Source organism: Corallococcus sp. AB011P (assembly GCF_003611605.1).
Classification (GTDB): Bacteria; Myxococcota; Myxococcia; order Myxococcales; family Myxococcaceae; genus Corallococcus; species Corallococcus coralloides.
Genome location: NZ_RAVX01000002.1, coordinates 658011 through 681693, shown reverse-complemented (window position 1 = coordinate 681693; position 23683 = coordinate 658011). Strand labels below are relative to the sequence as shown.

The window sequence follows — 23683 nt, the reverse complement described above, 5'->3', positions numbered from 1 at the left end:
AATCTTAGACATAGCCTTGACAATCTCTGGACGCAAACGCTACCTCTAGGTGAGAAGGCTGCTGCCGTGCTCCCGACTTCGGAGATCCGCTGTATGGCCACCCTGCTTCCCAACGTGCAGCAGACCTCCGCCGGAGCAGCACACCCTGAACAAGCCTGGTTGCAGCTCGTGCAGGCGCAGGTGGAGGCCGCGCTCGCGCAGCTGTTCGAGCTGCCGGATGAGCAGGCCCTGGACGCACGTTGGACACACGCGGCGGCGCAGGCGAGGGCCTATGCGCTGCGGCCGGCGAAGCGGCTGAGGCCGGCGCTGGTGCTGGCGGGGCACGGGCTGGCGCGCGGGAGCACCGCGGTGCCTCTGGGGCTGTGGCGCTTCGCCGCGGGGTTGGAGCTCTTGCACACGTTCCTGCTCATCCACGACGACGTGGCGGATCAGGCGGAGCTGCGGCGGGGCGGGCCGGTGCTGCACCGGATGCTGGCCCCGGGCCGTCCGGGCGAGGACCTGGCGGTGGTGATGGGCGACCACCTCTTCGCGCGCTCGCTGGAGGCGATGCTGGAGTCGGGGCTGCCGGGAGCTTCGAGCGTGGCGCGCTACTACCTGGGCGTGTGCCGGCACACGGCGGCGGGGCAGTACCTGGACCTGGACCTGGCGCGCGTGCCGCTGGCGGAGATGTCGCTCTTCCAGACGCTGCGCGTGGCGCACCTCAAGACGGCGCGCTACGGCTTCTGCGCCCCGCTGGTGTGCGGCGCGATGCTGGGCGGCGCGGACGCGGGGCTCCTGGAGGGCCTGGAGCGGGTGGGGCGCTCGGTGGGCCTGGCGTACCAGCTGCGCGACGACCTTATCGGCCTGTTCGGCGACGCGGCAGTGGCGGGCAAGGCGTCCGACGGCGACTTCGTGCAGGCCAAGCGCACCTTCCCGGTGGTGGCCGCGTACGTGCGCGCCACGCCCGAGGGCCGCGAGGAATTGGAGCAACTGTGGGCGCTGCCGGTGGAGTGCAAGGACGACGCGGCGCTCGCCCGTGCGCGGGAGCTGGTGGAGCACTTCGGCGGCCGTGCGGCGTGTGAGCGCGCGGTGGAGCGGGCGTCGCGTGCGGCGCGGCGGAGCCTGCAGGGGCTGCCCAACCCCCATGGCCTGAGGGACCTGCTGGACTCCCTCATCACCCGGCTGTCGCGTCGCGCTTCCTGAGGACACCGTCATGAGCGCACAGGGCAAGCGGGTGGTGGTGGTGGGCGCGGGGGTGGGCGGGCTGGCCGCGGCGGCGAGGCTCGCGCGGCAGGGCTTCGACGTCCAGGTCTTCGAGAAGACGCACGGCCCGGGAGGCCGGTGCAACCAGCTCCAGGTGGATGGGTTCACCTGGGACGTGGGCCCCACCATCGTGCTGATGCCGGAGGTGTTCGAGGAGACCTTCCGCGCGCTGGGCCGCCGCATCGAGGACTACCTCACGCTGGTGCGGTGCGACCCGAACTACCGGGTGCACTTCCGCGACGGTTCGGACGTCACCTTCACGTCCGAGCTGTGCACCATGGGCCGCGAGCTGGAGCGCGTGGAGCCGGGCAGCTTCCAGCGCTACCTGGCCTTCATGGCGCAGGGCCGTGAGCAGTACCGCATCAGCCTGGACCACTTCGTGGGCCGCAACTTCAATGGCGTGAGCGACTACTTCTCCCCCGGGGTGCTGGCCAAGATTTTCAAGGCACGCGCGCACCGCCGCATGTACGCGGACGTCAGCCGTTACTTCCAGGACGACCGGCTGCGCGCGGCGATGACGTTCCAGACCATGTACCTGGGCGTGTCTCCCTTCGAGTCGCCCGCGGTGTATGGCCTGTTGCCCTTCACGGAGCTGGGCGTGGGCATCTGGTTCCCGAAGGGCGGCCTCTATGCCATTCCGCTCGCGCTGGAGCGTCTGGCGCGCGAGGAGGGCGTGACGCTGCACTACGGCCAGTCGGTGGAGCGCATCCTCACCGAAGGCGGGCGCACCACGGGCGTGCGGCTCGCGGGCGGCGAAGTGGTGTCCGCGGACGCCGTGCTTTGCAACGCGGACCTGCCGTACGCGTACGAGAAGCTGCTGGATCCGAAGGACGCGCCGTTCAAGCGGGGGGAGAAGCTGCGCTTCACCTCCAGCGGCTACATGCTCTACCTGGGCATGAAGAAGAAGGTGCCGGGCCTGCTGCATCACAACGTGATGTTCGGCCGGGACTACGCGGGCTCGTTCGAAGACATCTTCCAGCGCTTCCGTGTGCCGGAGGACCCCAGCTTCTACGTCAACGTGCCCACGCGCACGGACCCGTCGCTGGCGCCGGAGGGGAAGGACTCGCTCTACGTGCTGGTGCCCGTGCCGCATCAGCACCCGGGGATGGACTGGAAGGTGGAGGGCCCGAAGGTGCGCGCGAAGGTGTTCCAGCGCATGGCGGAGCTGGGCTACCCGGACCTGGAGGCGGACATCGAAGTGGAGCGTGTCTTCACCCCGGATGACTGGGCGGGCACGTACAACCTGGCGCGCGGCAGCGCGTTCGGGCTGGCGCAGAACTTCTTCCAGATTGGTCCCTTCCGTCCGGCCAACGTGGATCCTCGTGTGAAGAACCTCTTCTTCGTGGGCGCCTCCACGCAGCCGGGCACGGGCCTGCCCACGGTGCTCATCTCCGCGCGGCTCGTCACGGAGCGGCTGACGGCGTGGGCGCGCAAGCAGGGCGTGGCGCTGTCGCCTCGCGCGGGCGTTCCTGCGGTGGAGGTGGCGGCATGAGCGTCACCACTTCTGAACCGCTCATCGCTCAGGGCTACCGGCGCGCACGGGTCGTCACGCGCCACCACGCCAAGAGCTTCTTCTTCGCGTCGTATCTCCTCTTCGGACAGCGGCGGAAGGCGGCCTTCGCGCTGTATGCCTTCTGCCGGCGGCTGGACGACCTGGTGGACGCGGGCGAGAGCGCGCTGCCGGGCGAAGCGCCCATGGACCTGGCGACGCGGCTGGCTCGTGCACGCGAGCGCGTGGCGGAGGTCTATCTGCCGCTGCCGGAGCTGGCCTCGAAGGAGCTGGGCCCGCCTTCCGCGCGCCAGCCCTCCGCGGAGGCGCCGTCGCCGTGGGACCCGAGCGAGTTCGCGGCGCTGCGCCACACCATCCACCACTACCGGATTCCGGAGCAGCCCTTCCAGGACCTCATCTCCGGCATGGAGATGGACCTGACGAAGGTGCGCTACGACACGTGGGAGGAGTTGGACCTGTACTGCTACCGCGTCGCGGGCGTGGTCGGGTTGATGCTGACGCCGGTGCTGGGCTGCGAGGACTCGCGCGCGGTGGAGCCGGCGGCGGACCTGGGCCGCGCGATGCAGCTCACCAACATCCTGCGCGACGTGCGCGAGGACCTGGAGCGCGGCCGGGTGTACCTGCCCTCGGAGGAGCTGCGTGCCTTTGGCATCACCGAGGACGACCTGCGGGCGGGGCGGGTGGACGCGAAGTGGCGCGACTTCATGCGCTTTCAAATCCAGCGCGCGCGGGCGTACTACGCGCGGGCGGCGGCGGGCGTGCGCTACCTCACGGGCTTTGGCAGCCAGCGCATGGTGCGGCTGATGGGCGCCATCTACGGCGACATCCTGCGGGACATCGAAGCGCGGGATTACGACGTGTTCAGCGGCCGGGCCCACACGACGACGGGGCGCAAGCTGGAGCTGACGGCGAAAGTGTTCCTGCGGCCCCGGGCCGCGCTGCCGGAAGCGTCCCTGGACCTGCCGTCCGCGCCGGTGCCGCTGTTGCCCACGGGCACGGGAGGCTCGCGATGAAGGCCTCGCGCGTGGCGGTGATTGGAGGCGGCATTGGCGGGCTGACGGCCGCGGGACTCCTGGCGAAGGAGGGCCACGCGGTGACGCTGTTCGAGGGCGGCCCGTCCCTGGGCGGCAAGGCGCAGGCGGTGGCGGTGGAGGGGCTCACGCTGGACACGGGCCCCACGCTGCTCACGTTGCCGGCGCTGGTGCGCGGCACGTTCGAACAGTTGGACGCGCTGGACCTGCTGCCGCCGTTCACGGAGCTGGAGCCGCAGTGCACCTACCACTTCACGGACGGGTGCGGCTTCACGGCGTACAAGGACCTGGAGCGCATGGCGGACAGCGCCGCGGAGCTGCGGCCCGTGGAGCGCAAGGGCGTGCACTCCTTCTACGCGGAGGCCGCGGCCATCTGGCGCGCGGCGGGAGAGCCCTACCTGGAGGCCCCCTTCGAGGGCATGGCCGGCTTCATGGCGCGCGTGGCCCGCCGGGGCATCGGCGCGATGCTGGCGGGGATGAAGCTGGACACGCTGCACGCGCTGGCGGCGAAGCACTTCCAGACGGACCACCTGCGGCAGTACGTGGGCCGCTTCGCCACCTACGCGGGCGGGTCGCCGTACGCGTCCAGCGCGGCGTTCGCGCTCATCCCGCACATCGAACATGCGTATGGCGTGCACCACGTGCGCGGCGGCATTGGCGCGCTGGTGGAGGCGCTGGGGCAGGCGGTGCGGCGGCTGGGCGTGACGGTGCACCTGGACACACGCGCGCGCTTCGAGCGCATCACCGAAGGCTACCGAGTGGAGCCGGTCGCGGAGGTGTTCGACAGCGTGGTGGTGAACGCGGATCCGCTGGCGTCGCTGCGCCGGGAGTCGGAGCCGCTGTCTCTGTCCGGCTTCGTGCTGCTCCTGGAGGTGGAGGGGCGCACGGCGGTGCCGCACCACGCGGTGATGTTTGGCGGGGACTACCGGAAGGAGTTCGATGAGCTCTTCGCGGGACAGCTCGCCACGGACCCGACGGTGTATGTCTGCAACCCGTCCGCCACGGATTCGAGCATGGCGCCACCGGGCCGCACGGGGTTGTTCGTGATGGTGAACGCGCCGGCCATGCCGCTGGAGGAGGGCAGGGCGGAGCAGGCGCGGCGCGATTGGGAATCCAGCGCGGAGCGCGTGCGCGAGCAGATGTTCGAGAAGCTCGTCCGGCACTACCCGGCGTTGAAGGGGCGCGTGCGCGTGGTGGGGCAGCGCTCGCCGGTGGACCTGGCGGCGCGCGGGGCTCCGGGGGGTTCCATCTATGGCTTCCTGCCGCATGGCCGCTTCGGTCCGTTCCGCAGGCCGCGCATCCGGGGTGGCACGCCGGGGTTGTTCTTCGCGGGCGGCGGTACGCATCCGGGCGGCGGGGTGCCGCTGGTGATGCTGTCGGGCAGGTTCGCGGCCCAGATGGCGTCCGCGCACCTGCGGGAGGTCGCATGAAGTCCGTCCTCGCCCAGAACCGCCTGTCCGACGCGGCGGAGTCGTGCGCGCTGCCCGCGCTGCCGGACATGGCGGGGGCGTACCGCTGGTTCTACGCCGACGTGACCGCCGGGCCGTACAGCGCGGTGTGCATCTTCATGCTGGGGTCGTTGTTCTCACCGCGTTACTCCGTCGCGGCGCGACGTGGCGGCCATCCGCTGGCGTACAGCGCGGTGAACTTCGCGCTCTACCACCAGGGTGTGCGCAAGTTGTGGGTGCTGAGCGAGTACCCGCGCGTGGAGTTGCAGGGGCCGGGGCGGCTGCGCATCGGCCGCTCCACGTTGACGCACGCGGTGGATGGCACGGTGCGCATGGAGGTGGATGACGGGACGGCGCCGTGGGGCCGTCCGGTGCGCGCCAGCCTGACGTTGCGGCCGCTGACGGGGCGGGGCACGGAGGTGCAGCTCATGCCGGGTCTGCCGCACTACTGGCAGGCATTGGCGCCCCGGTCGGAGGCGCGGCTGGAGGTGTCCACGCTGGGCGTGACGGCCGAGGGGATGGGCTACCACGACACGAACCACGGCCAGGAGTTGCTGGGCTCGCGGCTGTCCGGCTGGCACTGGGCGCGCACGCACCACGCGAACCACACGGTGGTGGACTACCACCTGCCGGACGGCGTGGCGCCGGTGCGCATGGTGGCGGGGTCGAATGGCGTGGTGTGCGAGCGCGGCCCGAACCCCGAGGCGCGTCCCACGAACCTGACGGGCTGGGGGCTGCGCGTCCCCTCGAAGCTGCACACGGGCGACGAGGTGGTGGGCGTACCGCACCTGCTGGAGTCCTCGCCCTTCTACGCGCGGCTGGAGTCGAGGCGGGACACGCTGGACACGATGGGAGAGGTGGCGGACTTCCGCCGCTTCCATTCCCCGTTCATCCGCTGGATGGCGCACTTCCGCACGCGCATGGGGAGGGCCGCATGACCGCGCTCATGCAGGCAGGACTCAGCTGGATGCCTCCAGGCCCCCGGCCATCCCCGCACTTCACCAAACCTGTCCGACAGTCGGACCGGTTCCCGCTGCCCGCATGGCGCAGCAACCGCCTGACCACGGCACGCAACGGGGCGGGGCCAGGGGTCACCAAACCTGTCCGACAGTCGGACAGGTTTCCGCTGTTCGCACAGGGCGGAAGCCTCCCGACCCTGGCAGGTGCCGGGGCCGGGCCAGGGGTTTCCAAACCTGTCCGACAGTCGGACAGGTTCGTGCGGCGCGCCGCCGGCGGGGGGACCGCGCAGGATTCTCATTTCCCAGCCATGTGGGCGGAGTCCATGCCCGAGGGCGTGGAACGGCATGCGCGTGCGGCTCCGTTGCGTGAGCGCAAGGGGCGGACGCCATGAACGCGCTCGGCTTCTTCACGCTCGGGTGGACGGTGATGGCCGGTGGCTTCAGCGCGGTGGCGCTGGCGCGGCTGTATCGCCGTGCACCCGTGACGGCTGGGGGGGCGCTGCCCTCCGTGCTGCTCCTGCGCCCCGTGGATGCGCCCACGCCGTTGGAGCTGGAGAACCTGGCGCACCCCATCGACTACGCGGGGCCGCTGGAGCAGGTGGTGCTGTCGCCGTACCGGCCGCGCCTGGCCGAGGGCGTGCGCTGGCTTCCGAGCGACCCCGTGTGCCCCAACCGCAAGGTGGGCCACCTGCTCTACGCGCTGGAGACGCTGGACGTTCGCGGACGGGTGGTGCTCGCGGTGGACGCGGACGTGGCGGTGACGGGCGCGCTGGTGGAGGGCCTTGCCTCTCCCCTTGTAGCCGGCGCCGCCTTGAGCACCGCCGCTCCCACGCCCGTGGGCGCGGTGGACGCGGCGGGCCGCGCGATGGCGGGGCTGCTTCGCTACACGCATCACAGCTTCCGCGCGCTGCACGCGATGAGCGCGGGCGCGCAGGCCGTGTGCGGCAAGGCGCTCGGGCTGTCACCGCGCGCGGCGGAAGAGCTGGCCGGACTGTCGGACCACATTGGCGAGGACCTGGAGCTGGCGAAGCGGCTTCACGCGCAGGGACTGGACGTGGCGCTGAGCCCCGCGCCCGCGTGGGTGCCTGTCGCCAACGGGGCATCCTGGCGTGTGCCTTTGGAGCGCTTCACGCGGTGGATGCAGGTGCTCGCGAGCCACCGGCCGGGTCTGTATCCCACCGTGCCGCTGCTCTTCACGCCCACCGTGCCGCTGCTGCTGCTCGCCGCGTGGCTCCATGAGGTCACCGTATGGCTCGCGGTGGCGGCGCTCGTCGCCGTGCGCACGCTGCTGTCGCTGCGCCTCGCCGTGTTGAGCCGCGTGCCCTCGGAAGCGGACCGGGGCCACGCGCTGACGGACTGGGTGCAGGGTGAGTTGCTGCTGCTCGCGGCCTTCGCGGCCTCGCTGACGCGGCAGGGGAGGGTGACCTGGCGCGGCCATACCTACGCGCTGGAAGCTGGGGGACGCATGGTGCGGGTGGCGTCGCAGTGGAGTGGGGGCCCGGGATGACCTACGCGCGCTTCCTGGGGCTCTTCGTCGTCCTGCCCATCCTGTTCCTGCTCGTGCGCTACCGCCGCACGCTGTCGTGGCGGGGGCTCGCGCCCCTGGGCTTGCTGCTCATCATCGTCTACGCGGCCACGTCGCCGTGGGACAACATGGCCGTGAAGTGGGGCCTGTGGGGCTTCGACCCGGAGCGCATCTGGGGCGTGAAGCTGGGCTACCTGCCGCTGGAGGAGTACCTCTTCTTCGGCCTCCAGACGCTGCTCGTGGGCCTGTGGGCGCGCGACCGGTTGGAGCGTGTGCTGGCGAAGAAGCCTCAGCCCGTGTCTCAAGAGCAGAAGCCCGTCCGCACGGAGCGGGCCCTGGAGCCCTCCGAGGTATCGCCATGATGGAGACACGCTGGGCGTACCTCATCCACCTGCTGGGGTGGACGCTGCCCGTCATCGCCATCCAGCTGGCGGTGCTCGTGAACCACTACAAGTCCCGCTCGGGCGAGGTGCTGCGCGCGGTGCTGCCCCCGGCCCTGGTCGTGGGCGTGTACCTGTCCATCGCGGACCACCTGGCCATCTCCACCGGCATCTGGAACTTCGGAGAGGGACGGCACGTGGGCGTGTACATTGGCGCAGTGCCGCTGGAGGAGATCCTCTTCTTCCTCATCACGAGCGTGCTGGTGTCGCTGGGGCTCGCGCTGTTCACGGCGCTCCTGCGGCTCAGGGAGGCTCGGGCGTCTTGATTCGCGCGGCCAAGGGTGGGCCCTTCGGGTGGGCGGTGGACCGGTACATCGGGTGGAAGGTCCGCTCGACGTTCCGGGGCCTGTGGGTGCGCGGCGAGCTGCCCGCCGATGGCGTGGGCCGGCTCGTCTACCTGAACCACTCCAACTGGTGGGACGGCTTCGTGTTGCACCAGCTCTGCCAGGCGGCGAACTGGGACGGGTACTGCCTCATGGACGAGGAGAACCTGCGCCGCTATCCCTTCCACACGAAGATGGGCGCCTTCAGCATCCGCAAGCAGGACGCGATGTCGTCCCTTTCCTCGCTGCGGTACGCGAAGGAATTGCTGCGCAAGCCACGCGCGGCCGTGTGTGTCTTTCCGGAAGGCGAGCACCGGCCCTTCGGCGTCCACCCGCTGAAGCTGGAGCGCGGCGTGGAGTTGCTCGCCCGCGCGGCGAAGGCGGAGTGCGTGCCCATCGCCATCCGCTACGCCTTCTTCGAGCACGAGCGGCCGGACGTGTTGCTGGAGGTGGGCGAGGTCCACGAGGCCGGTCCGCTGGAGCGCTTCCAGAGTGGGTTGGAAGCGGTGGTGCGGCGGGTGTCCGAGGCCACGAGCCTGGAGGGCTTCACGCAAAAGGTGTCGGGGGCGCGAGGCGTGGCGGAGCGCTGGGACCGCGCGCGAGGCCTGGGCCCATGAGTCTGCGCATCCGCACCATCGCCCGGCTCACCGGCATCCGCGAGGCCACGCTGCGCGCCTGGGAGCGCCGCCATGGCTTCCCGCGCCCGGAGCGCAGCGAGAACAACTACCGCGTCTATTCACGTGACGAGGTGGAGGCTGTCCGCCGGGTGGCGAAGCTGATGGAGGAGGGCCTCTCGGTGAGCGAGGCCATCGCCCAGGTGCGCGACGAGCCCCGGACAACTGTCCCGCCGGAAGCGCGGCACCTGGAGCGCTTCTGGGCGGCGGTGATGGTGCTGGACGCGGAGGCCGCGGACGCGGCGCTGTCCGCGGCCCAGGTGGGGCTGGGCGCGACCACGTATTGCGACACGGTCCTCATTCCTTTTCTGCGCGAGATGGCCTCCCGCCTGGACGTGGCCCGCGAGCACCTGGCGTCCGCGCTGGTGCGGCAGCGGCTGCGCATGCTGCTGGCGGGAATGGAGCGCGTGGGGGAGGGGCCCCGGGCGCTCCTGGCGTGTCCGGCGAGGGACCACCACGAGGGTGGGCTGCTGGCGCTGGGAGTGCACCTGAAGGCGCGGGGCTGGCGGGTGACGCTGCTGGGCGCGGACACGCCCTCGGAGGCGTTGGAGGGGGCGTGTTTGCTGGTGCGCCCGGACCTGGTGGCGCTGTCGTTCATCCGCCGCCGGGATTCGGACGACTTCGTCGCGGTGTTGTCCGGAGCGATGCATGCGTGCGCGCCGGCGCCGGTGGTGGTAGGCGGGCCTGGGGCGCGGGAGCACCTGAAGACGTTGTTCACCCTGGGCGCGCAGTATGCGGAGTCCGCGGAGGAGCTCATCGCCGTCTGGCAGCAGGCGCGAAACGCGCAAAACCGACCGTAAAGCACGCACACCATGGCTGAGCGCACCTATCGCATCCACATCGCCGCGGAGCTGTCGGGGGTCCGGGTGGAGCTCATCCGGGCCTGGGAGCGCCGCTACGGGGTGCTCGAGCCGGAGCGCACGCCCGCGGGCTACCGCGTCTACACCGACCGCGACGTGGCCCTGCTCAAGCGGCTCAAGGCGCTGACGGACGAGGGGGTGGCCATCAGCGAGGCGGCGAAGCTGGTGCCCCAACTGCGCGCGGAGCTGGACGTGGTGACTCCTCCGTCCGCCGAGAGTCCCCAGGCGCGGACCGGCTCCGGCTCGCAGCCGGAGACATGGCGCGCGGCGGTGCTGGCCGCGGCCGAGGCGTATGACCAACCCCGCGTCGTGCGCATCCTGGACGAGGTGCTGACAGCGCTGCCGCCGTTGAAGGCCTTCGAGGACGTGCTGGTGCCGGTGCAGCGCGAGGTGGGCGACCGCTGGCATGCGGGGACCCTCACGGTGGCGCAGGAGCACCTGGTGACGCAGGTGGTGCGCGAGCGGCTGGTGAGCCTGCTGCACGGTGCACCCCGGGGAGGGCGCAAGCACGCGGTGCTGGCGTGCTTCCCGGAGGAGGAGCACGAGATTGGCCTGTTGGGCGCGGCGCTGCGGCTGCGCCACACGGGGGTGCGCGTGACGCTGTTGGGGCAGCGCGTGCCGGCGGAAGGACTGGGCGAGACGGTGGCGTGGGCAAAGCCAGACGTGGTGGGCCTGTCGGCGGTGACGAACCGGGGCGCCACGGTGTTCGAGGATGTGCTGACGCGCATCCAGGCCGCGCTGCCCAAGGGGCTGCCCCTCTGGGTGGGAGGCCCCGCCGCCCAGGCGCACGCGGACGTCTGTGAACGCCTGGGCGTGAGGCTCTTCGCTCACGAAGACGATTGGACGCGGATGGCAGGCTGAGCGCCCAGGGGCCTCCACGCATCCGACATACCCACTGGAACGGTTCTACTCTTCCAGGGGAAGGGTTCCGTTCTTCCACGCGCGCAGGGGCATCGCCGCACTCACACTCAGCAGAGTCGGCGGCGGCTCCGCCAACATGGCAAGCGCACGTTCTGCGTCGCTGGGCGCGAAGCCCAGGGCGGCCGTCGCGGCCCAATACCGCGTCCCTGGCTCCGGATCGGTCAGCAATACCAGCAGGCGCTTCTCCGCATCGGGCCCACGGGTACGCAGCTCTTTCCTGACGGCTGCCGCGAGACGGTAGTCCTTGTTCGCAGCCCGAGTGTCGCGCGCGTTCAGCAAGCGCCCGTGCCTGGCTGAAACCTCGCGAAAACGCGCAATCAACCCCTCTGTTCCTAATGCCTTGAAGTCCTGGGTCTTCATGCTCAAGCGGGGCCCGCCGCTATTCCGGATCCAGGTCCCAGACGCCTTCTTCCCACCCTTGCAGCGTCTGTTGGGCGCCAAAGGCAACGAGCCCCTCTCCTTTTGCAGCCTCCTCCAACACCGCTCTGGCTTCGGCGGTGCGGTAACGGAGCAGGAAGGCAGCAGCCGTGGCCCTCACGTCCATCCTGGGGTGTTTCAGGAGGATGCAAAGCGCCTCTCTTCCTTCGTTACCTCGGGCACGGAGTTCATCCAAAGCCGCGATGTATCGGTCGCCATGCTTGTCCTCGGGGTCCGCACCCACCTGGAAGATTGCGTCCGTCTGTGCCGCGACATGCTCGGCAAAGTGTTCAACAAGTGTATCCGAGCTCATGCCCGATTCCTGTCTTGTCGTTCCCAATCCGCGCAAGGGGGCTCATCGCTTGAGGGCTCTTTGAATCCCACAAGTCGGTCCGCGAAGCCATTTACGAACGGACCGCTCGCTATTCTGGGTCCAGTGCCCAAGTGCCCTCCTCCCAGCGCTTCAGTGCCTGCCCCGCCTCGAAAGCAAAGAACCCCTTTCGCTGAGCCACCTCATCCAAAATAGCTTTGGCTTCGGCGGTTCGATAGCGAAGCAAAAATGAAGCAGCCGCGACCCTGACATCGGCCCTCGGATGCGTGAAGAGGCTCGCAAGCGCCTCACGACCGGAATCTCCAAGTGCACGAAGCTCTTTGAACGCTTGGATGTAGAGGTCACCATGGCGATCGTCAGGGTCGGCCCCAGGCTTGAAAATGGCATCAGTCTGCGCGGCAACGTTGTCGGCAAACTGCTTGACAAGGGCTTCCAGGGTCATCGCCACATCCCAGCCTTGATGTTCTCAATTGCGAGCAAGCCAAACTCCCGCTGAGCCGCATACGATTGCGTACTCAGCCACTCTCGAATCGTCATATCCGGAGAGCCGGTAATGAAGGCACGCTTCCTTGAATAGAACGCGCTGACCAGGTCGTGGAGCGTCTTGTCCAGGGCGATGACATTCTCGGTATTGTGTATCGCGTCAGGCCCGAACCGGCGAACGTTCCCCTCGGTCTGCTCGACGACGTGGTGCCACTCCCTGTTCGTGCCCGCGCTCCCTCGTGCCTTCGTCATGCCCCGGTGTGTCTGCCAGGCCTTGTATCCAGTGGAAGCGCTCCCACCGCCGTGCGTTCCATTCGATGACATGGCCACGGCGCCCGGCGCGAGGCCGACCGTGAAGCCGTCAGCGGCGATGGCAACCGTCTCGACCTGCCCCACGGCCGCGTAGACCACGCCTGCTTCAGCCTCGGACCGGACCGCGGCCTGGGCCGCCCCTGGCAGGCCCGGAAGCTTCACCCCCAGCGTCGCCCCCGTGCTTCCAATGGCCGCGGTCGCCAGCATCACGAACGCCCGCGCCGCCTGCCGGCCCATCACCTTGCCGAATCGCTCTCCCGCCCCGCGCAGTTCGTCGAATGTCAGCGCTGCGTCCGACTCGGCCATCAGGTGCCGGAAGCCCTGGATGAGTGCCCAGAACGTGTCGATGCCCACGTAGGCGATGAGCCCTGCCGAGAGCACCGCCGCCACGCCCTTCGTCGCGGGCTCAGGCACGGTCCAGAGCAGCGCATACGTGACCGCTGTCCACAAAGCGGCCTGTATCAGTGCTTCGGGATTCGCCATGTCCTTCACGGCGTCCCACAGTTCGTCCAGCACCGCCCCCTTCGCCAACGCGAGCGCCAGGGCGAAGCGCGCGTCCCCCGTGATGACCGGGCTCTCCTTCAGCAGTCCCAGACAGTCACCGGCCCGTCCGGTCCGCCCGCACCAGCGCAAATAGGCGCGGGTCAGCTCCACGTCTGGCTGCGTCTGCTCGGAGGACAGGTGCTCACCCGGCCCGAGCGGCGTGATGCGGCGGCGCTGCACATCCATCAGGTACGAACCGCTCCGGGGCTCCACCTCGAAGAGGCGCCGGGCCGCATCCTGGGCCCTGGGTGACAACCGGAGCCCCGGGGCCAGCCGCGCCACGGCCTCCTTCAGAGTCCCCGAATCAAGCGGGACCGGCCGGGCCGTTCCATCCGCACGAGGCACGTGGACGACAGGCGCACCGCGCCCCGTGTCGAGCCGGACGGCCTTCGTCGCACTGCTACACCCGACCAGCGCCCAGAGCAGAGACAGCACCAGCCATGGAAGCCGCATCAGGAGATCCAATCGCAGAAGGAAGCGGGCTCACCACCGACGGCCGTCACCTGTGGCTTGCTCCTTTGGAGCGCAGGGCTTCCCACAGCATCGAATGGTTGAGCAGGATGTCCTTGATGCCGTCCCGGACTGTCTTGGAGTCCAACGCCTGCTTGCTCATCAGCGCATGCGCGTCGAGCGCGGCGATGATGGCGCTCATGATCTCCTCTTGGAGGTCAGGCGAGTTCGCGAACTGTTCCTTGGAGTTGTTCGCGGCCTGTTGGGCCAGTGTGGGAGACTCCAGCAGCTTTCCCAGCAAGACGTTGTTCACGTAGACGAGCTTGTCCTGATCCGACAGCTCGCCTTCGAACAGCGTGTTCACCCGCTCGATGATCTCGTTGAGCCGCGCGCGCTCCTTCTCCTGCACGCTGCCCGCGCCTGCCTCCGTCGCCGGAAAGAGCGTCGGCTTCTCTCCCACGGCGAGCAGCATCGGGGCCTTGGCCTTCTCCTTCAGGGTGTAGTGCGTGAGCTTGACCTTCGAAAGATCGATGTCCTCGCGCTCGCGCCCGAACTCCAGGAGCGGTAACAGGCGCCGGTAGAAGATGGCCCGCTTCTCGATGGCGGTGCTGCCGTAGTCGAAGATCTGCGAGAGGAAGGTGTAGAGCCGCAAGAACGCGCCCATGTCCGACTTGAAGAGGACGAGCGCATCCAGCTCGGCCCTGGCGTCCTTGCGGGCCTTCGCGTTGGCGCTTTCATCCGCTGCCCTGAAGGCCTCCTGCGCGGCCTTGAAGCGCTTCATCAGACGGTCCAGCACCGGCTCGACAGCCTTGATGAGATCGCTCTGCTTCGAGCCGGGGTTCAGCTCCGCCCCCACCACACGCTCGACCTCGAAGTCATCGTAGTAGCCAGCGGCGTCGAGCTTCGCGCGCAGGTTGAACACCACGTTCGGGTCGGTCGTGGCCGCCAGCTCCGCCGTCGTGTAGTACGTCTTGAAGGCTTCGAGGATGTCGGCCGCGTCGTTGATGAAATCGACGATGTACGTCGTGTCCTTGCCGGGATGTGCCCGGTTCAGCCGGGAGAGTGTCTGGACCGCCTGGATTCCCGCCAGCCGCTTGTCCACGTACATGCCGCAGAGCAGCGGCTGGTCGAAGCCGGTCTGGAACTTGTTGGCGACGAGCAGTACCTGGTACTCGCCGCCCTTGAACGCCTCCCGGATGTCGCGTCCCTTCAGGTGGGGATTCAGCGTCCGGCTGTTCTCCGTGAACGGCTCCGGGCCCGACTCCGGGTCCACGACCTCTCCGGAGAACGCCACCAGCGTTCCCAGCTTGTAGCCATGCTCCTGGATGTACTTCTCGATGGCGAGCTGCCAGCGCACGGCTTCGAGCCGGCTGGCGACGACGACCATCGCCTTGGCCTTGCCGTCGAGCAGCGGAGCCACGTGCGCGCGGTAGTGCTCCACCACGATCCGCACCTTCTCCGCGATGTTGTAGGGGTGGAGCCTCACCCAGCCCATGATCCGCTTCAGCGCGGCGCTCTTCTCCACCTCCTTCTCGTCCACCGCCTTGCCTTCGTGGGCGAGCCTGAAGGCAAGGCTGTAGGGCGTGTAGTTCTTCAGCACGTCGAGGATGAACTTCTCCTCGATGGCCTGCCGCATGGAGTAGACGTGGAAGGGGACCGGGACGTTGTCGGGCGCGGGCTTGCGCGACGGGTCCGGCCGGGTGCCGAAGATCTCCAGGGTCTTGCTCTTCGGCGTGGCTGTGAACGCGACGAACGTGATGCCTGCGTCATTGGCGCGTGAGGACATCTGCGCGGTGAGGAGGTCCTCGCTGCTCACCTCTCCGCCGTCGTTGAGCTCCGCCAGCTCCGCGGGGGAGAGGACGGCCTTGAGCTTGGAGGCCGTCTCTCCGGTCTGTGAGCTGTGGGCCTCGTCGGCGATGACCGCGAAGCGTTTGCCCTGCGTCGCGGCCAGCCGCCGCACTTCCTCGATGGCGAAGGGGAACGTCTGGACGGTGCAGACGACGATCTTCTTCTTGCCGGAGAGCGCCTCGGCGAGCTTGCCGCTCTTGCTTCCGTCCTTGTTGGTGATGGTCGCCACCACGCCGGTCGTGCGCTCGAAGTCGAAGATGGCCTCCTGAAGCTGGGAGTCGATGACGTTGCGGTCGGAGACGACCAGCACCGTGTCGAAGACCTTCTGGTGCTGGGCGTCGTGCAGCTCGGCCAGGAAGTGCGCCGTCCAGGCGATGGAGTTCGTCTTCCCCGAACCGGCCGAGTGCTGGACGAGGTACTTCGTGCCGGGCCCGTCCGCGAGCACGGCGGCCTGGAGCTTCCGGGTGACGTCCAGTTGGTGGTAGCGCGGGAAGAGAATCCGGCTGAGCTGCTTCCTGGCATCACGCTGGCCAATGAGGTAGCGGCCCAGGATTTCGAGCCAGCTCTCGCGCGCCCAGACCTGCTCCCACAGGTATGCGGTGCGGTGTCCGCCGGACGGGTTCACAGGGTTGCCCGCGCCGCCGTCGTCGCCCTGGTTGAAGGGCAGGAACCCGGTCGCCGGTCCATCGAGCCGCGTCACCATGTGGACTTCGCTGTTGCTCACGGCGAAGTGCACCAGCGCGCCGCTCGGGAAGGAGAGCAGCGGTTCGGCGGCCTGCCCCTTGGGGTGCGGCAGGCGGTCGAAGCGGTATTGGTCGATGGCGTCCGTGACGCTCTGGGTGAAGTTGGTCTTCAGCTCGGCCGTCGCGACCGGAAGGCCGTTGAGGAAGAGCACCAGGTCGATGCTGTTCTCGTTGTGAACGGAGTAGTGCACCTGCCGCACCACGCGCAGCCTGTTGGCTTCGTAGCGCGCGAGGATGTCGGGGTTGATGGCGAGCGCGGGCTTGAACTCGGCCAGCTTGAGCGGCTGCTTGAGGCCCAGCAATTCGATGCCGTGGCGCAGGACGTCGAGTGTGCCACGTTGGTTGAGCTGGTCACGCAGGCGATTGAGCAGTGTTTCCCCGGCATTGCTGCCGTGGTTCTTCGTCAGCGTCTCCCAGGCTTTGGGCTGGGTGGCCTGCACCCAGGCGAGGACGTCGGCGGGGAAGAGCGCGCGTTGACGGTCGTAGTGGGTTGCGTCTTTGTCCGCATGGAGCCAACCGTGAGACGCGAGGTGGGTGCAGATCTCGGACTCGAAACTGATTTCCTTGTGGAGGCTCACGCTGCGGCCTTTCCGGCGATGGCGCGAACGTCGATCTGGCCGGTGACAGCGGCGGAGATTAGGGCGGTGCGGCGTTCTTGGAGAAGGTCGATGGCGCGCTGAGCTTCGGCCATGAGGGCATCAATCTTCGCTGTCTCATGATCAAGAAAGCTAGCTATTCTTGCCTGTTCGTTGATTGGAATAAGCGGTAGGTCAACCTGTATGAAATGCGAATACCTTAGTTCCTGGCCGTCTCTAATTAGGTCGGCTGTTGACCGGAGTGCCTGAATGTATCCAGGGCTTTTGAGTAAGTATGCGAAGAATGGCCCATGCACGCTCTTGATGGGGGTAAGCATTACGTAGTGCCAGCTTATTGAGCCGCGAAGCCTGCTCCATTCAATGCCTCCCTGGAAGCTCCTCATGCTGATTACAAAGTCATTTGGCTCGACATGCTTAAGGCTGTCTGCTCCTTTTATGACCTCAACAACTCTTCGACCTTCGGATTCAACGAATTCGGACTGAAGCAGTATTCCGTGTTTCTGGGAGGCTGTTAGTTGCCTGTCTGATTCGTGGGCAGGTTCATTTCGCACTTTGAAGAGCCTTCGACTTTGCATAACTTCCCAGTGCGCAGGCACCTCACCCAACCATTCGACGCCCGAGGGCTTCATGGACGCGTCAGGGTTCAGCCCCTTGGTGACGGCGTGGGAGATGACGGCTTCACGTTTTTCATTTAGCAGTTCGAGCAATCGTTGCTGTTCGGCCACCAACTCATCGATCTTGGATGCCTCGCGCTCAAGAAAATTCGCAATCGCAGCCTGTTCCTGCGTGGATGGAACACAAGTCGTGAGACGCGCAATAGAATCCACCGATAGGCCTGGCTGGGCTGCCGAGATTGAATATTGATTCAGATTCATTGCGCGAAGTAACTCGCCTAGCCACTTGGTTATAACGGGCTTGATTGGCGAAACGACGATCGCATGCTCGGATGCCCAGAATTTCCCCACAGCGTAATTGATATTCCCACACAAGGCGCCTTGTCGCCCAATGAGGACAAAATTCCCGTCATGCGTGAACCGCGATCCATAGCCTCGAAGACCATTTCCGCCATACACGGGAAATTCGCCGGTCTCGTCAATGACTTCACTGGTTATTGAATCGCCGCTCTGCATCCTAACAATCCGCTTCAACGAACAGACTTCCCAATGGGCGGGAACTTCACCCAACCAGGGGACACCGCTGTCCTTGTACTCGGGGTAGCGAGGAAAGGTCATTTCGACAGCCCTCCGATCATCGTGAGGATGCGGTCGGTAACGCCCTTCAGTTCAGCATCAATCTCCGCGAGCGGACGCGGCGGCTTGAAGACATAGAAGTGCCGGTTGAAGGGAATCTCGTAACCCACCTTCGTCTTCTCGTGGTCAATCCAGGCATCCGGCGCATGGGGCACCACCTCACGCTGGAAGTACGTCTCCACATCCTCGGAGAGCGGGACGTTCTCCGTGTCGCGCAGGTTCGCGTCCGCCATGGGCTTGCCCTTGCCCTTCCCTTTCGTGCCCAGGACCGGATGGCCCTTGTGGTCACGCTCGGGACGCTCGACCGTGATGGTGCGGTAGCCGAAGTCTTCGTTCTTGAAGATGCGGCTGATGGGTACGCCTTCCCGCGTCACCTTCTTGAAGGCGCCGAAGATGCGCGTGATGTCCTTGATGTGCTCGGGACTCAGTTCCTTGCGCTTGCTGCCAAGGCTCTTGCGCATCTTCTGGAAGAAGTTGCTCGCGTCGATGAGCTGGACCTTGCCCTTGCGCTGGGCAGGCTTCCGGTTGCTCACGATCCACACATAGGTGCTGATGCCTGTGTTGTAGAACATGTCCGTGGGCAGGCCGATGATGGCCTCCACCAGATCGTTCTCCAGCATGTAGCGGCGGATCTCGCTCTCACCCGAACCCGCCCCACCCGTGAAGAGCGGCGAGCCGTTGAGGACGATGCCGAAGCGGCTTCCACCGTCCTTCTCCGGCCGCATCTTCGACACCAGGTGCAGGAGGAACAGCAGCGAGCCATCGCTCACGCGCGGCAGACCCGGGCCGAAGCGGCCGTTGAACCCCTGCTGCTCGGCCTCCTTGCGGACCTCCTTCTCGATCTTCTTCCACTCCACGCCGAACGGCGGATTCGACAGCATGTAGTCGAAGTGCTTGCCGGGATGCCCATCCGCGGAGAGCGTGTTGCCGAAGACGATGTTGGCGACGTCCTGCCCCTTGATGAGCATGTCCGCCTTGCAGATGGCGTAGGACTCGGGGTTCAGCTCCTGTCCATACATGACGAGGCGGGCATTTGGATTCATCTCGGCCAGGTGCTCGCCGGCCACGCTCAACATGCCGCCAGTGCCCGCTGTCGGGTCGTACAGGTGGCGCACGATGCCGGGCTTCACGAGCGCGTCGTCGTCCTCGATGAAGAGGAGGTTGACCATGAGCCGGATGACTTCGCGAGGTGTGAAGTGCTCTCCGGCGGTCTCGTTCGACAGTTCAGCGAACTTGCGGATCAGTTCCTCGAACACCGAACCCATCTGCGCGTTGTTCACGACGCGCGGGTGCAGGTCGATGTTCGCGAACTTCTCCGTCACCAGGTACAGCAGCCCGGCCTTCGACAGCCTGTCGATCTGCGCGTGGAACTCGAAGCGCTCGAAGATGTCCCGCACGGAGGGGGAGAAGCCCTGCACGTAGGCGCGCAGGTTTTCGCCAATGTTGTGCTGGTCGCCCATGAGCTTCTTCAGGTCGAGTGGCGACGTGTTGAAGAAGTGCTGGCCGGACTTCTTGAGCAGGAAGGGCTCGGGGTTGAGCTTCGCCTTCTCGCGGACCACCTTCTCCGCGAGGACGGCGGCCTTCGTGGGTTCGAGCACGCAGTCGAGGCGCCGCAGCACCGTGAACGGGAGGATGACCTTCCCGTATTCGGACTGCTTGTAGTCACCGCGCAGCAGGTCCGCGACCGACCAGATGAAGGAAGAGAGGTTCGGCTCACTCATGACGGCATTCTTTCCAGGCACCCGGAGCGAAGGGGGAGCGGGTTGCAGCATGCGGAGGCCGCTCCGGGGCAATCCCGGTCATGGTAGCAGCGGCCGATCAGGGACGGCCATCCTCAAGAGAGGCACTTCAGGCCCGCTGGCCCGTGGAGCGCTCCTCACTCAGGGTGTGCGTTGCGGACCCGTCACGCGCTCGAAAGCGACTCCCAGGTGCCCGGCTCTCTCAATCGCGCGCTTGAGCTCCGCTGATACAGCGAGCGCGAAGGGCTATCTTGTATGCGAAAGACCTGGACGCCTTGTCCAGGGCCGTTCCCGGGCTCAAGGCTGGGGACGCCACCACAGCCCTTTCAATCCCGCCTGCTCACACGCCTGCCGTGCCTCTTCGGTGTAGCAGTAGTAGAGCAGCTCGGGGACGGAGAATACGGGCGGGAAGCCTCCCGGCGGAGGGCGGAGCACGAGCGGCTCTGCGTCCTCCTGGCCCAGGAGTTCTTCGCCGCACTGGTGGAAGGGCACGCCCTTCACGAGGGTGCGCTCCCGGTCGAGGCAGTCGGTCCGGTCCAGCAGTTGGAGGATGACGAAGTCCTCGTTCTTCAGCGCAGGGTCCGTCACCGAATGCCAGGTCCGCCTCCGGGGGTACCCTTTGCTCACGAGGTGCTTGATGCGTTCCGAGTAGATGACCGTGGGGATGAGGCGGTGGCGGAACGGGCCTACTGACTCGAGCACGCGCACCATGCGCCGGGAGATCAGCAACCACCCCCGGGGCGCGGTGAACAGGTGGTCGAGCCAGGCGGCGTTCTCCAGGTTGCCGACGAACTCGATGACCTCGGGCGCGCCCTGCTGGCGCTGATAGTCAATGCCGGGATCGCGGAACGACACGCACTCGAAGCCGTCGAACTCGATGATCTCGGCGTCATGGACATCTTCTTCCTCGATGTGGGCGGTGTCAGCCGTCAATGCATACATCATGTGGTGTGTGACTTTCCGTGGGAGGACAACTCCAGCAAGGCCAGCTTCTTCCCCGTGAGCACCTTACCGCCGCGTTGCTCCTGAATCACCTTGATGACCGGCTCCTTCAGGCTCCCAGATTGGATGGCATGGCGCAGCTCGTTCTCGACATTGAGGATGGCCTCCTCAATGACCTTGGGCGTCCAACTGGATGGGGGGCCCTTCGCGCCCAGTTTATCCAATGCGAGTTCAAGCCGGGTCTCCACGAGCTTGCTGTAGCGCGGGTGGCTGCCCGAGTGGATGAGCTGGCCCTCCACGTTGAGCCCGGAGTGCATGTCGAGGATGTTCGAGCCCCGGTCAATCGTATAGCCCTTGCTCCGCTCCATGGCCATGCGGGTCAGCGGGTGTTTCTGGGCGACCCCGTCGGGGATGAGGTGGTGCATGGGATGGCCCGCGGAGATCCGGACCTCCGCCGCCGCCCGTGCCGCCGGGCCCTGGGTCTTCTCCACCCAGTCCAGGTAGTTCTTCCGGTAGCGGGTGAAGACGCTGAGGCGGGGCGTGCCCTTGCCGACCTTGAGCACCACCAGCCCGTCCTGGGTCACCGTGAGCGCCCCATACTCGTCGCCCAAGGCCCTCCCGTCCGGACGGCGCAGCCGGAAGGGCTGGGAGTCCGAGGTCAACTTCTCCAGGCGGTAGCCGGCGGCCTGGAGCTCCCGCTTGAAGGCGTTGAACTCCGGCGTCCCCTCCTGCGGGATGCGGCGTCCGACGAAGTCCTTGAGCTTGTCCCAGTTGGGGAGCTTCTCCAGCAGCCTCTCCAGCTCGGCGTCGCTGAGCGTGCGCTCGGTCAGCGTGGGCTCGGAGTCCGGCCTGGACGTCCCGCCCTCCTCAACGGCCTTTGACAGCAACGGTGTGCCGGAGCCCCAGGGATTGAAGGGAAGCGGAATGCTGGGGGCAGCGGTGATGGAGCCCGGTTGGAACACGGGGACGCCCGCGTAGGCACCGCCGGGACTCGCCGCCGCCATCATGTAGATTTGGGGTGGGGTGATTTTCACGGACGTCATCAGCTTGAACCCACGTCCCGCGTTGGTCTTCACGCCCATCAACGCCAGCGCGGCCATCGCGATGCTCACCAGCATCCGGAGGAAGGACTTGCTGGCCTCCTTGAGCTTCTCCGGGGAGCCGTTGGCCTCCCAGGCCTGGGTGAGCCACAGCTGCGCGTGCTTCAGGGCCTCCCCTCCCGCTTCAACAAGGCCGTAGGCTCCGAACGCCGCCAGTCCCAACTGGATGAGCGCCGCCGCGAGCTGTCCCACGCCGGTGGGCGTCGCCGCCAGGAAGGTGGACAGCGCCTCCGCGGCGATGAAGCCCACCACCATCGCGGAGATTTCCAGCCAGTTGTCCAGGATGGCCTGGCCGTACTGGCCGGTGACCTCTCCGAAGTACTGATCCGCCTGCCGCACGGAGGTGATGACGTCCTCCAGGTGCCGTGCAGCCCGGCGCGCCTGGGCCATCGCCTCGTGGGTGATGGAGCCGCTCGACACGAGTCCCTGGAGCTGGTTGGCGAAGGCGATGCTCACCAGCCAGATGCGCTCGCCCGCGACCAGCCGGACGTCACCGTCGAGGCGCTGGACGACACCCTTGCGGCCACCCTTCACGTTCACGTGATGAATGACATTCTCGTAGAAGCGCAGGTCCCGCCCCGGCTGGATGGCCTGCCGGTAGAGGCGCGCGGCGATGGGCTCCAGGCGGTCCCCTGGGCGGACCTGATAGAGCGTCGCCGCGGGCTCCGGCAGCTGCGTCGTGATGCGTAAGGTCTGCACATAGCCTTGCAGCAGGTATCCCCCCGCCACGGTGGACACGTAGGACCAGCCAGGCGCCTGGGCATGGTCCCGGATGACGCTCACCCGCGTGCCCGGAGGCAGGGGTGCTGGGGTCAGGCAGGTGGAGCCCTTCATCTCCGCGGGGAGCGTCCGCAGGTTGGCGCCATCACCCTGGTCGATGAACCCGAACTGAATCGTCATGTCCCCTCCCGACTCGGGACTGACAGGATTCAGCCACCCGGGACGGGAGTGAAGGACTGGCCGGGTGGGACTGACAAAGACTTACAGCCGCTGCGCGGCGGGTAGCCGCTCACTGGCGGGAACTGCTTGAAGGCACCGCCAGGCAGGGCGGCGCTCGACGGTGGTGCCCGCGGCGTGACACACCGCCGCCCGTGGCCGTGCGGCACGGGACAGCCAGGCCAGCTGGCCCGTGGAGCGCTCCTCACTCAGGGGGCGCTTCGCGGCCCCGTCACGCGAGTGAAGAACACCCCCAGGTTCCCGACCTCCTCCAGCGCACGCTTGATCTCCGCCGCTACGATGAGCGCGGAGAGATATCCTTGGATGCGGAAGACCCGGGCGCCTTCTGCCCTGGCAGGGTTGATCCGCAGGTCGTGAATCGCACGGTACGTTCCGGCCCTCTCCGGCGCGACTCCATCTGAAGGATAGATGTGCACTTCCTTGGAGCTCTTTTCATCAACACACCTGAAACGTTTGGTTGCGTTGATGATGTAGAGGTTTCTGCTTTCCCCTTCGACCTTGATGGGGAAGGCCTGGACGTCGTCGGGCGCCAGCTTGCGAAAAACATTCGCGACCTGTTCGTCCGCGATGGGGGTCCTCCCTGAGTTCGCCACCGAGAAGGAGCGCCGCGGCCCCTCATGGAAAGGTCTGCTCGTGAGAGGTCCGGGGTCTGGCAGGTGTCTTCCGTCACCGAACATCCAGGGATCATCCAGCTCACCGCCAGATGCCAGGGCAGGCAACTCCAGAGCCCACTGAGGAACGTCCGCGATCCCGATGTCGTAGAAGTTTTCGTCGGTCATCCACTAATCCTTTTTCGGAGGCGGGCGCAGGGCAACTGGCCGCCAGCGGCCCGTGCTGAGGGATCAGCGGATGCGATCCGTTCTGCCGACCGCGACGGCGATCCGTTACCCCGGTCTCTGACAGCACCCGCTCTCGCGCATCCGTCGCTTCCATCTCACGGAACGCAACGTCCATGCGCATGTCCAGGATGAGTTGGGTGAGGGCGGACGTGAATGCGTCCTCGCTCACCTGGACCGGGGCAACCTCCACCGGCTCGTGG

General features: G+C 67.2%; 21 protein-coding genes. 11 read left to right on the top strand and 10 right to left on the bottom strand.

All coding sequences use genetic code 11. From position 1 onward, the window contains the following. Positions 1-93 precede the first annotated feature (93 nt). From D7X30_RS08000 to D7X30_RS07950, 11 genes are all read left to right on the top strand, one after another. Positions 94-1182, top strand: a complete 1089-nt coding sequence (locus D7X30_RS08000; protein ID WP_120562237.1) for a polyprenyl synthetase family protein — start codon at positions 94-96, stop codon at positions 1180-1182. Between the two features lie 10 nt (positions 1183-1192). After that, positions 1193-2734 carry an NAD(P)/FAD-dependent oxidoreductase gene (locus tag D7X30_RS07995; RefSeq protein ID WP_120562236.1) on the top strand — a complete coding sequence of 514 codons (1542 nt, stop codon included), beginning with the start codon at positions 1193-1195 and terminating at the stop codon, positions 2732-2734. Continuing rightward, positions 2731-3765, top strand: a complete 1035-nt coding sequence (locus tag D7X30_RS07990) for a phytoene/squalene synthase family protein (protein ID WP_120562235.1) — start codon at positions 2731-2733, stop codon at positions 3763-3765. Before D7X30_RS07995 ends, D7X30_RS07990 begins: the two co-directional genes overlap by 4 nt. Then, complete coding sequence (locus D7X30_RS07985) at positions 3762-5213, top strand: NAD(P)/FAD-dependent oxidoreductase (protein WP_120562234.1); 1452 nt, start codon at positions 3762-3764, stop codon at positions 5211-5213. Before D7X30_RS07990 ends, D7X30_RS07985 begins: the two co-directional genes overlap by 4 nt. Next, entirely contained in the window at positions 5210-6169 is a 960-nt protein-coding gene (locus D7X30_RS07980; protein WP_120562233.1) for a carotenoid 1,2-hydratase, read from the top strand. Before D7X30_RS07985 ends, D7X30_RS07980 begins: the two co-directional genes overlap by 4 nt. Before the next feature lie 409 nt (positions 6170-6578). Next, positions 6579-7697, top strand: a complete 1119-nt coding sequence (locus D7X30_RS07975; protein ID WP_120562232.1) for a glycosyltransferase — start codon at positions 6579-6581, stop codon at positions 7695-7697. Next, complete coding sequence (locus D7X30_RS07970; protein ID WP_120562231.1) at positions 7694-8077, top strand: lycopene cyclase domain-containing protein; 384 nt, start codon at positions 7694-7696, stop codon at positions 8075-8077. The genes D7X30_RS07975 and D7X30_RS07970 overlap by 4 nt, the downstream gene beginning before the upstream one ends. Beyond that, positions 8074-8421: a lycopene cyclase domain-containing protein gene (locus D7X30_RS07965; protein WP_120562230.1), complete on the top strand. Its 348-nt coding sequence runs from the start codon at positions 8074-8076 to the stop codon at positions 8419-8421. Before D7X30_RS07970 ends, D7X30_RS07965 begins: the two co-directional genes overlap by 4 nt. Next, a complete protein-coding gene (locus D7X30_RS07960) occupies positions 8418-9095 on the top strand; it encodes a lysophospholipid acyltransferase family protein (RefSeq protein WP_120562229.1) in 678 nt (225 codons plus the stop codon). The genes D7X30_RS07965 and D7X30_RS07960 overlap by 4 nt, the downstream gene beginning before the upstream one ends. Continuing rightward, positions 9092-9952, top strand: a complete 861-nt coding sequence (locus D7X30_RS07955; RefSeq protein ID WP_120562228.1) for a MerR family transcriptional regulator — start codon at positions 9092-9094, stop codon at positions 9950-9952. The genes D7X30_RS07960 and D7X30_RS07955 overlap by 4 nt, the downstream gene beginning before the upstream one ends. Positions 9953-9964: 12 nt before the next feature. Beyond that, positions 9965-10873 (top strand): MerR family transcriptional regulator, encoded by a 909-nt coding sequence (locus tag D7X30_RS07950; protein ID WP_120562227.1) that lies wholly within the window; start codon positions 9965-9967, stop codon positions 10871-10873. Between the two features lie 45 nt (positions 10874-10918). Here the strand turns inward: D7X30_RS07950 and D7X30_RS07945 are convergent, their stop codons facing one another. The 10 genes from D7X30_RS07945 to D7X30_RS07890 form a co-directional block, all read right to left on the bottom strand. After that, complete coding sequence (locus D7X30_RS07945) at positions 10919-11293, bottom strand: DUF2019 domain-containing protein (protein ID WP_120562226.1); 375 nt, start codon at positions 11291-11293, stop codon at positions 10919-10921. Between the two features lie 19 nt (positions 11294-11312). Beyond that, complete coding sequence (locus tag D7X30_RS07940; protein ID WP_120562225.1) at positions 11313-11663, bottom strand: DUF2019 domain-containing protein; 351 nt, start codon at positions 11661-11663, stop codon at positions 11313-11315. A 109-nt stretch (positions 11664-11772) separates the two neighbouring features. Beyond that, complete coding sequence (locus tag D7X30_RS07935) at positions 11773-12123, bottom strand: DUF2019 domain-containing protein (RefSeq protein WP_120562609.1); 351 nt, start codon at positions 12121-12123, stop codon at positions 11773-11775. Further along, complete coding sequence (locus D7X30_RS07930; protein WP_233591448.1) at positions 12120-13301, bottom strand: hypothetical protein; 1182 nt, start codon at positions 13299-13301, stop codon at positions 12120-12122. Before D7X30_RS07930 ends, D7X30_RS07935 begins: the two co-directional genes overlap by 4 nt. A gap of 217 nt (positions 13302-13518) precedes the next feature. After that, positions 13519-16638: a type I restriction endonuclease subunit R gene (locus D7X30_RS07925; protein WP_120562223.1), complete on the bottom strand. Its 3120-nt coding sequence runs from the start codon at positions 16636-16638 to the stop codon at positions 13519-13521. Beyond that, entirely contained in the window at positions 16635-17888 is a 1254-nt protein-coding gene (locus D7X30_RS07920) for a restriction endonuclease subunit S (RefSeq protein ID WP_120562222.1), read from the bottom strand. The genes D7X30_RS07925 and D7X30_RS07920 overlap by 4 nt, the downstream gene beginning before the upstream one ends. Then, on the bottom strand, positions 17885-19627 hold the full coding sequence (locus D7X30_RS07915; RefSeq protein WP_120562221.1) for a class I SAM-dependent DNA methyltransferase: 1743 nt from the start codon (positions 19625-19627) through the stop codon (positions 17885-17887). Before D7X30_RS07915 ends, D7X30_RS07920 begins: the two co-directional genes overlap by 4 nt. A 315-nt stretch (positions 19628-19942) precedes the next feature. Beyond that, the gene (locus D7X30_RS42245) at positions 19943-20587 is read right to left on the bottom strand and encodes a hypothetical protein (RefSeq protein WP_233591487.1); all 645 of its coding nucleotides are present in this window, start codon (positions 20585-20587) and stop codon (positions 19943-19945) included. Next, positions 20587-22587: an AHH domain-containing protein gene (locus tag D7X30_RS42240; RefSeq protein ID WP_199724203.1), complete on the bottom strand. Its 2001-nt coding sequence runs from the start codon at positions 22585-22587 to the stop codon at positions 20587-20589. The genes D7X30_RS42245 and D7X30_RS42240 overlap by 1 nt, the downstream gene beginning before the upstream one ends. A gap of 245 nt (positions 22588-22832) precedes the next feature. Continuing rightward, positions 22833-23423: an imm11 family protein gene (locus tag D7X30_RS07890; protein WP_120562220.1), complete on the bottom strand. Its 591-nt coding sequence runs from the start codon at positions 23421-23423 to the stop codon at positions 22833-22835. Positions 23424-23683: the final 260 nt, after the last annotated feature.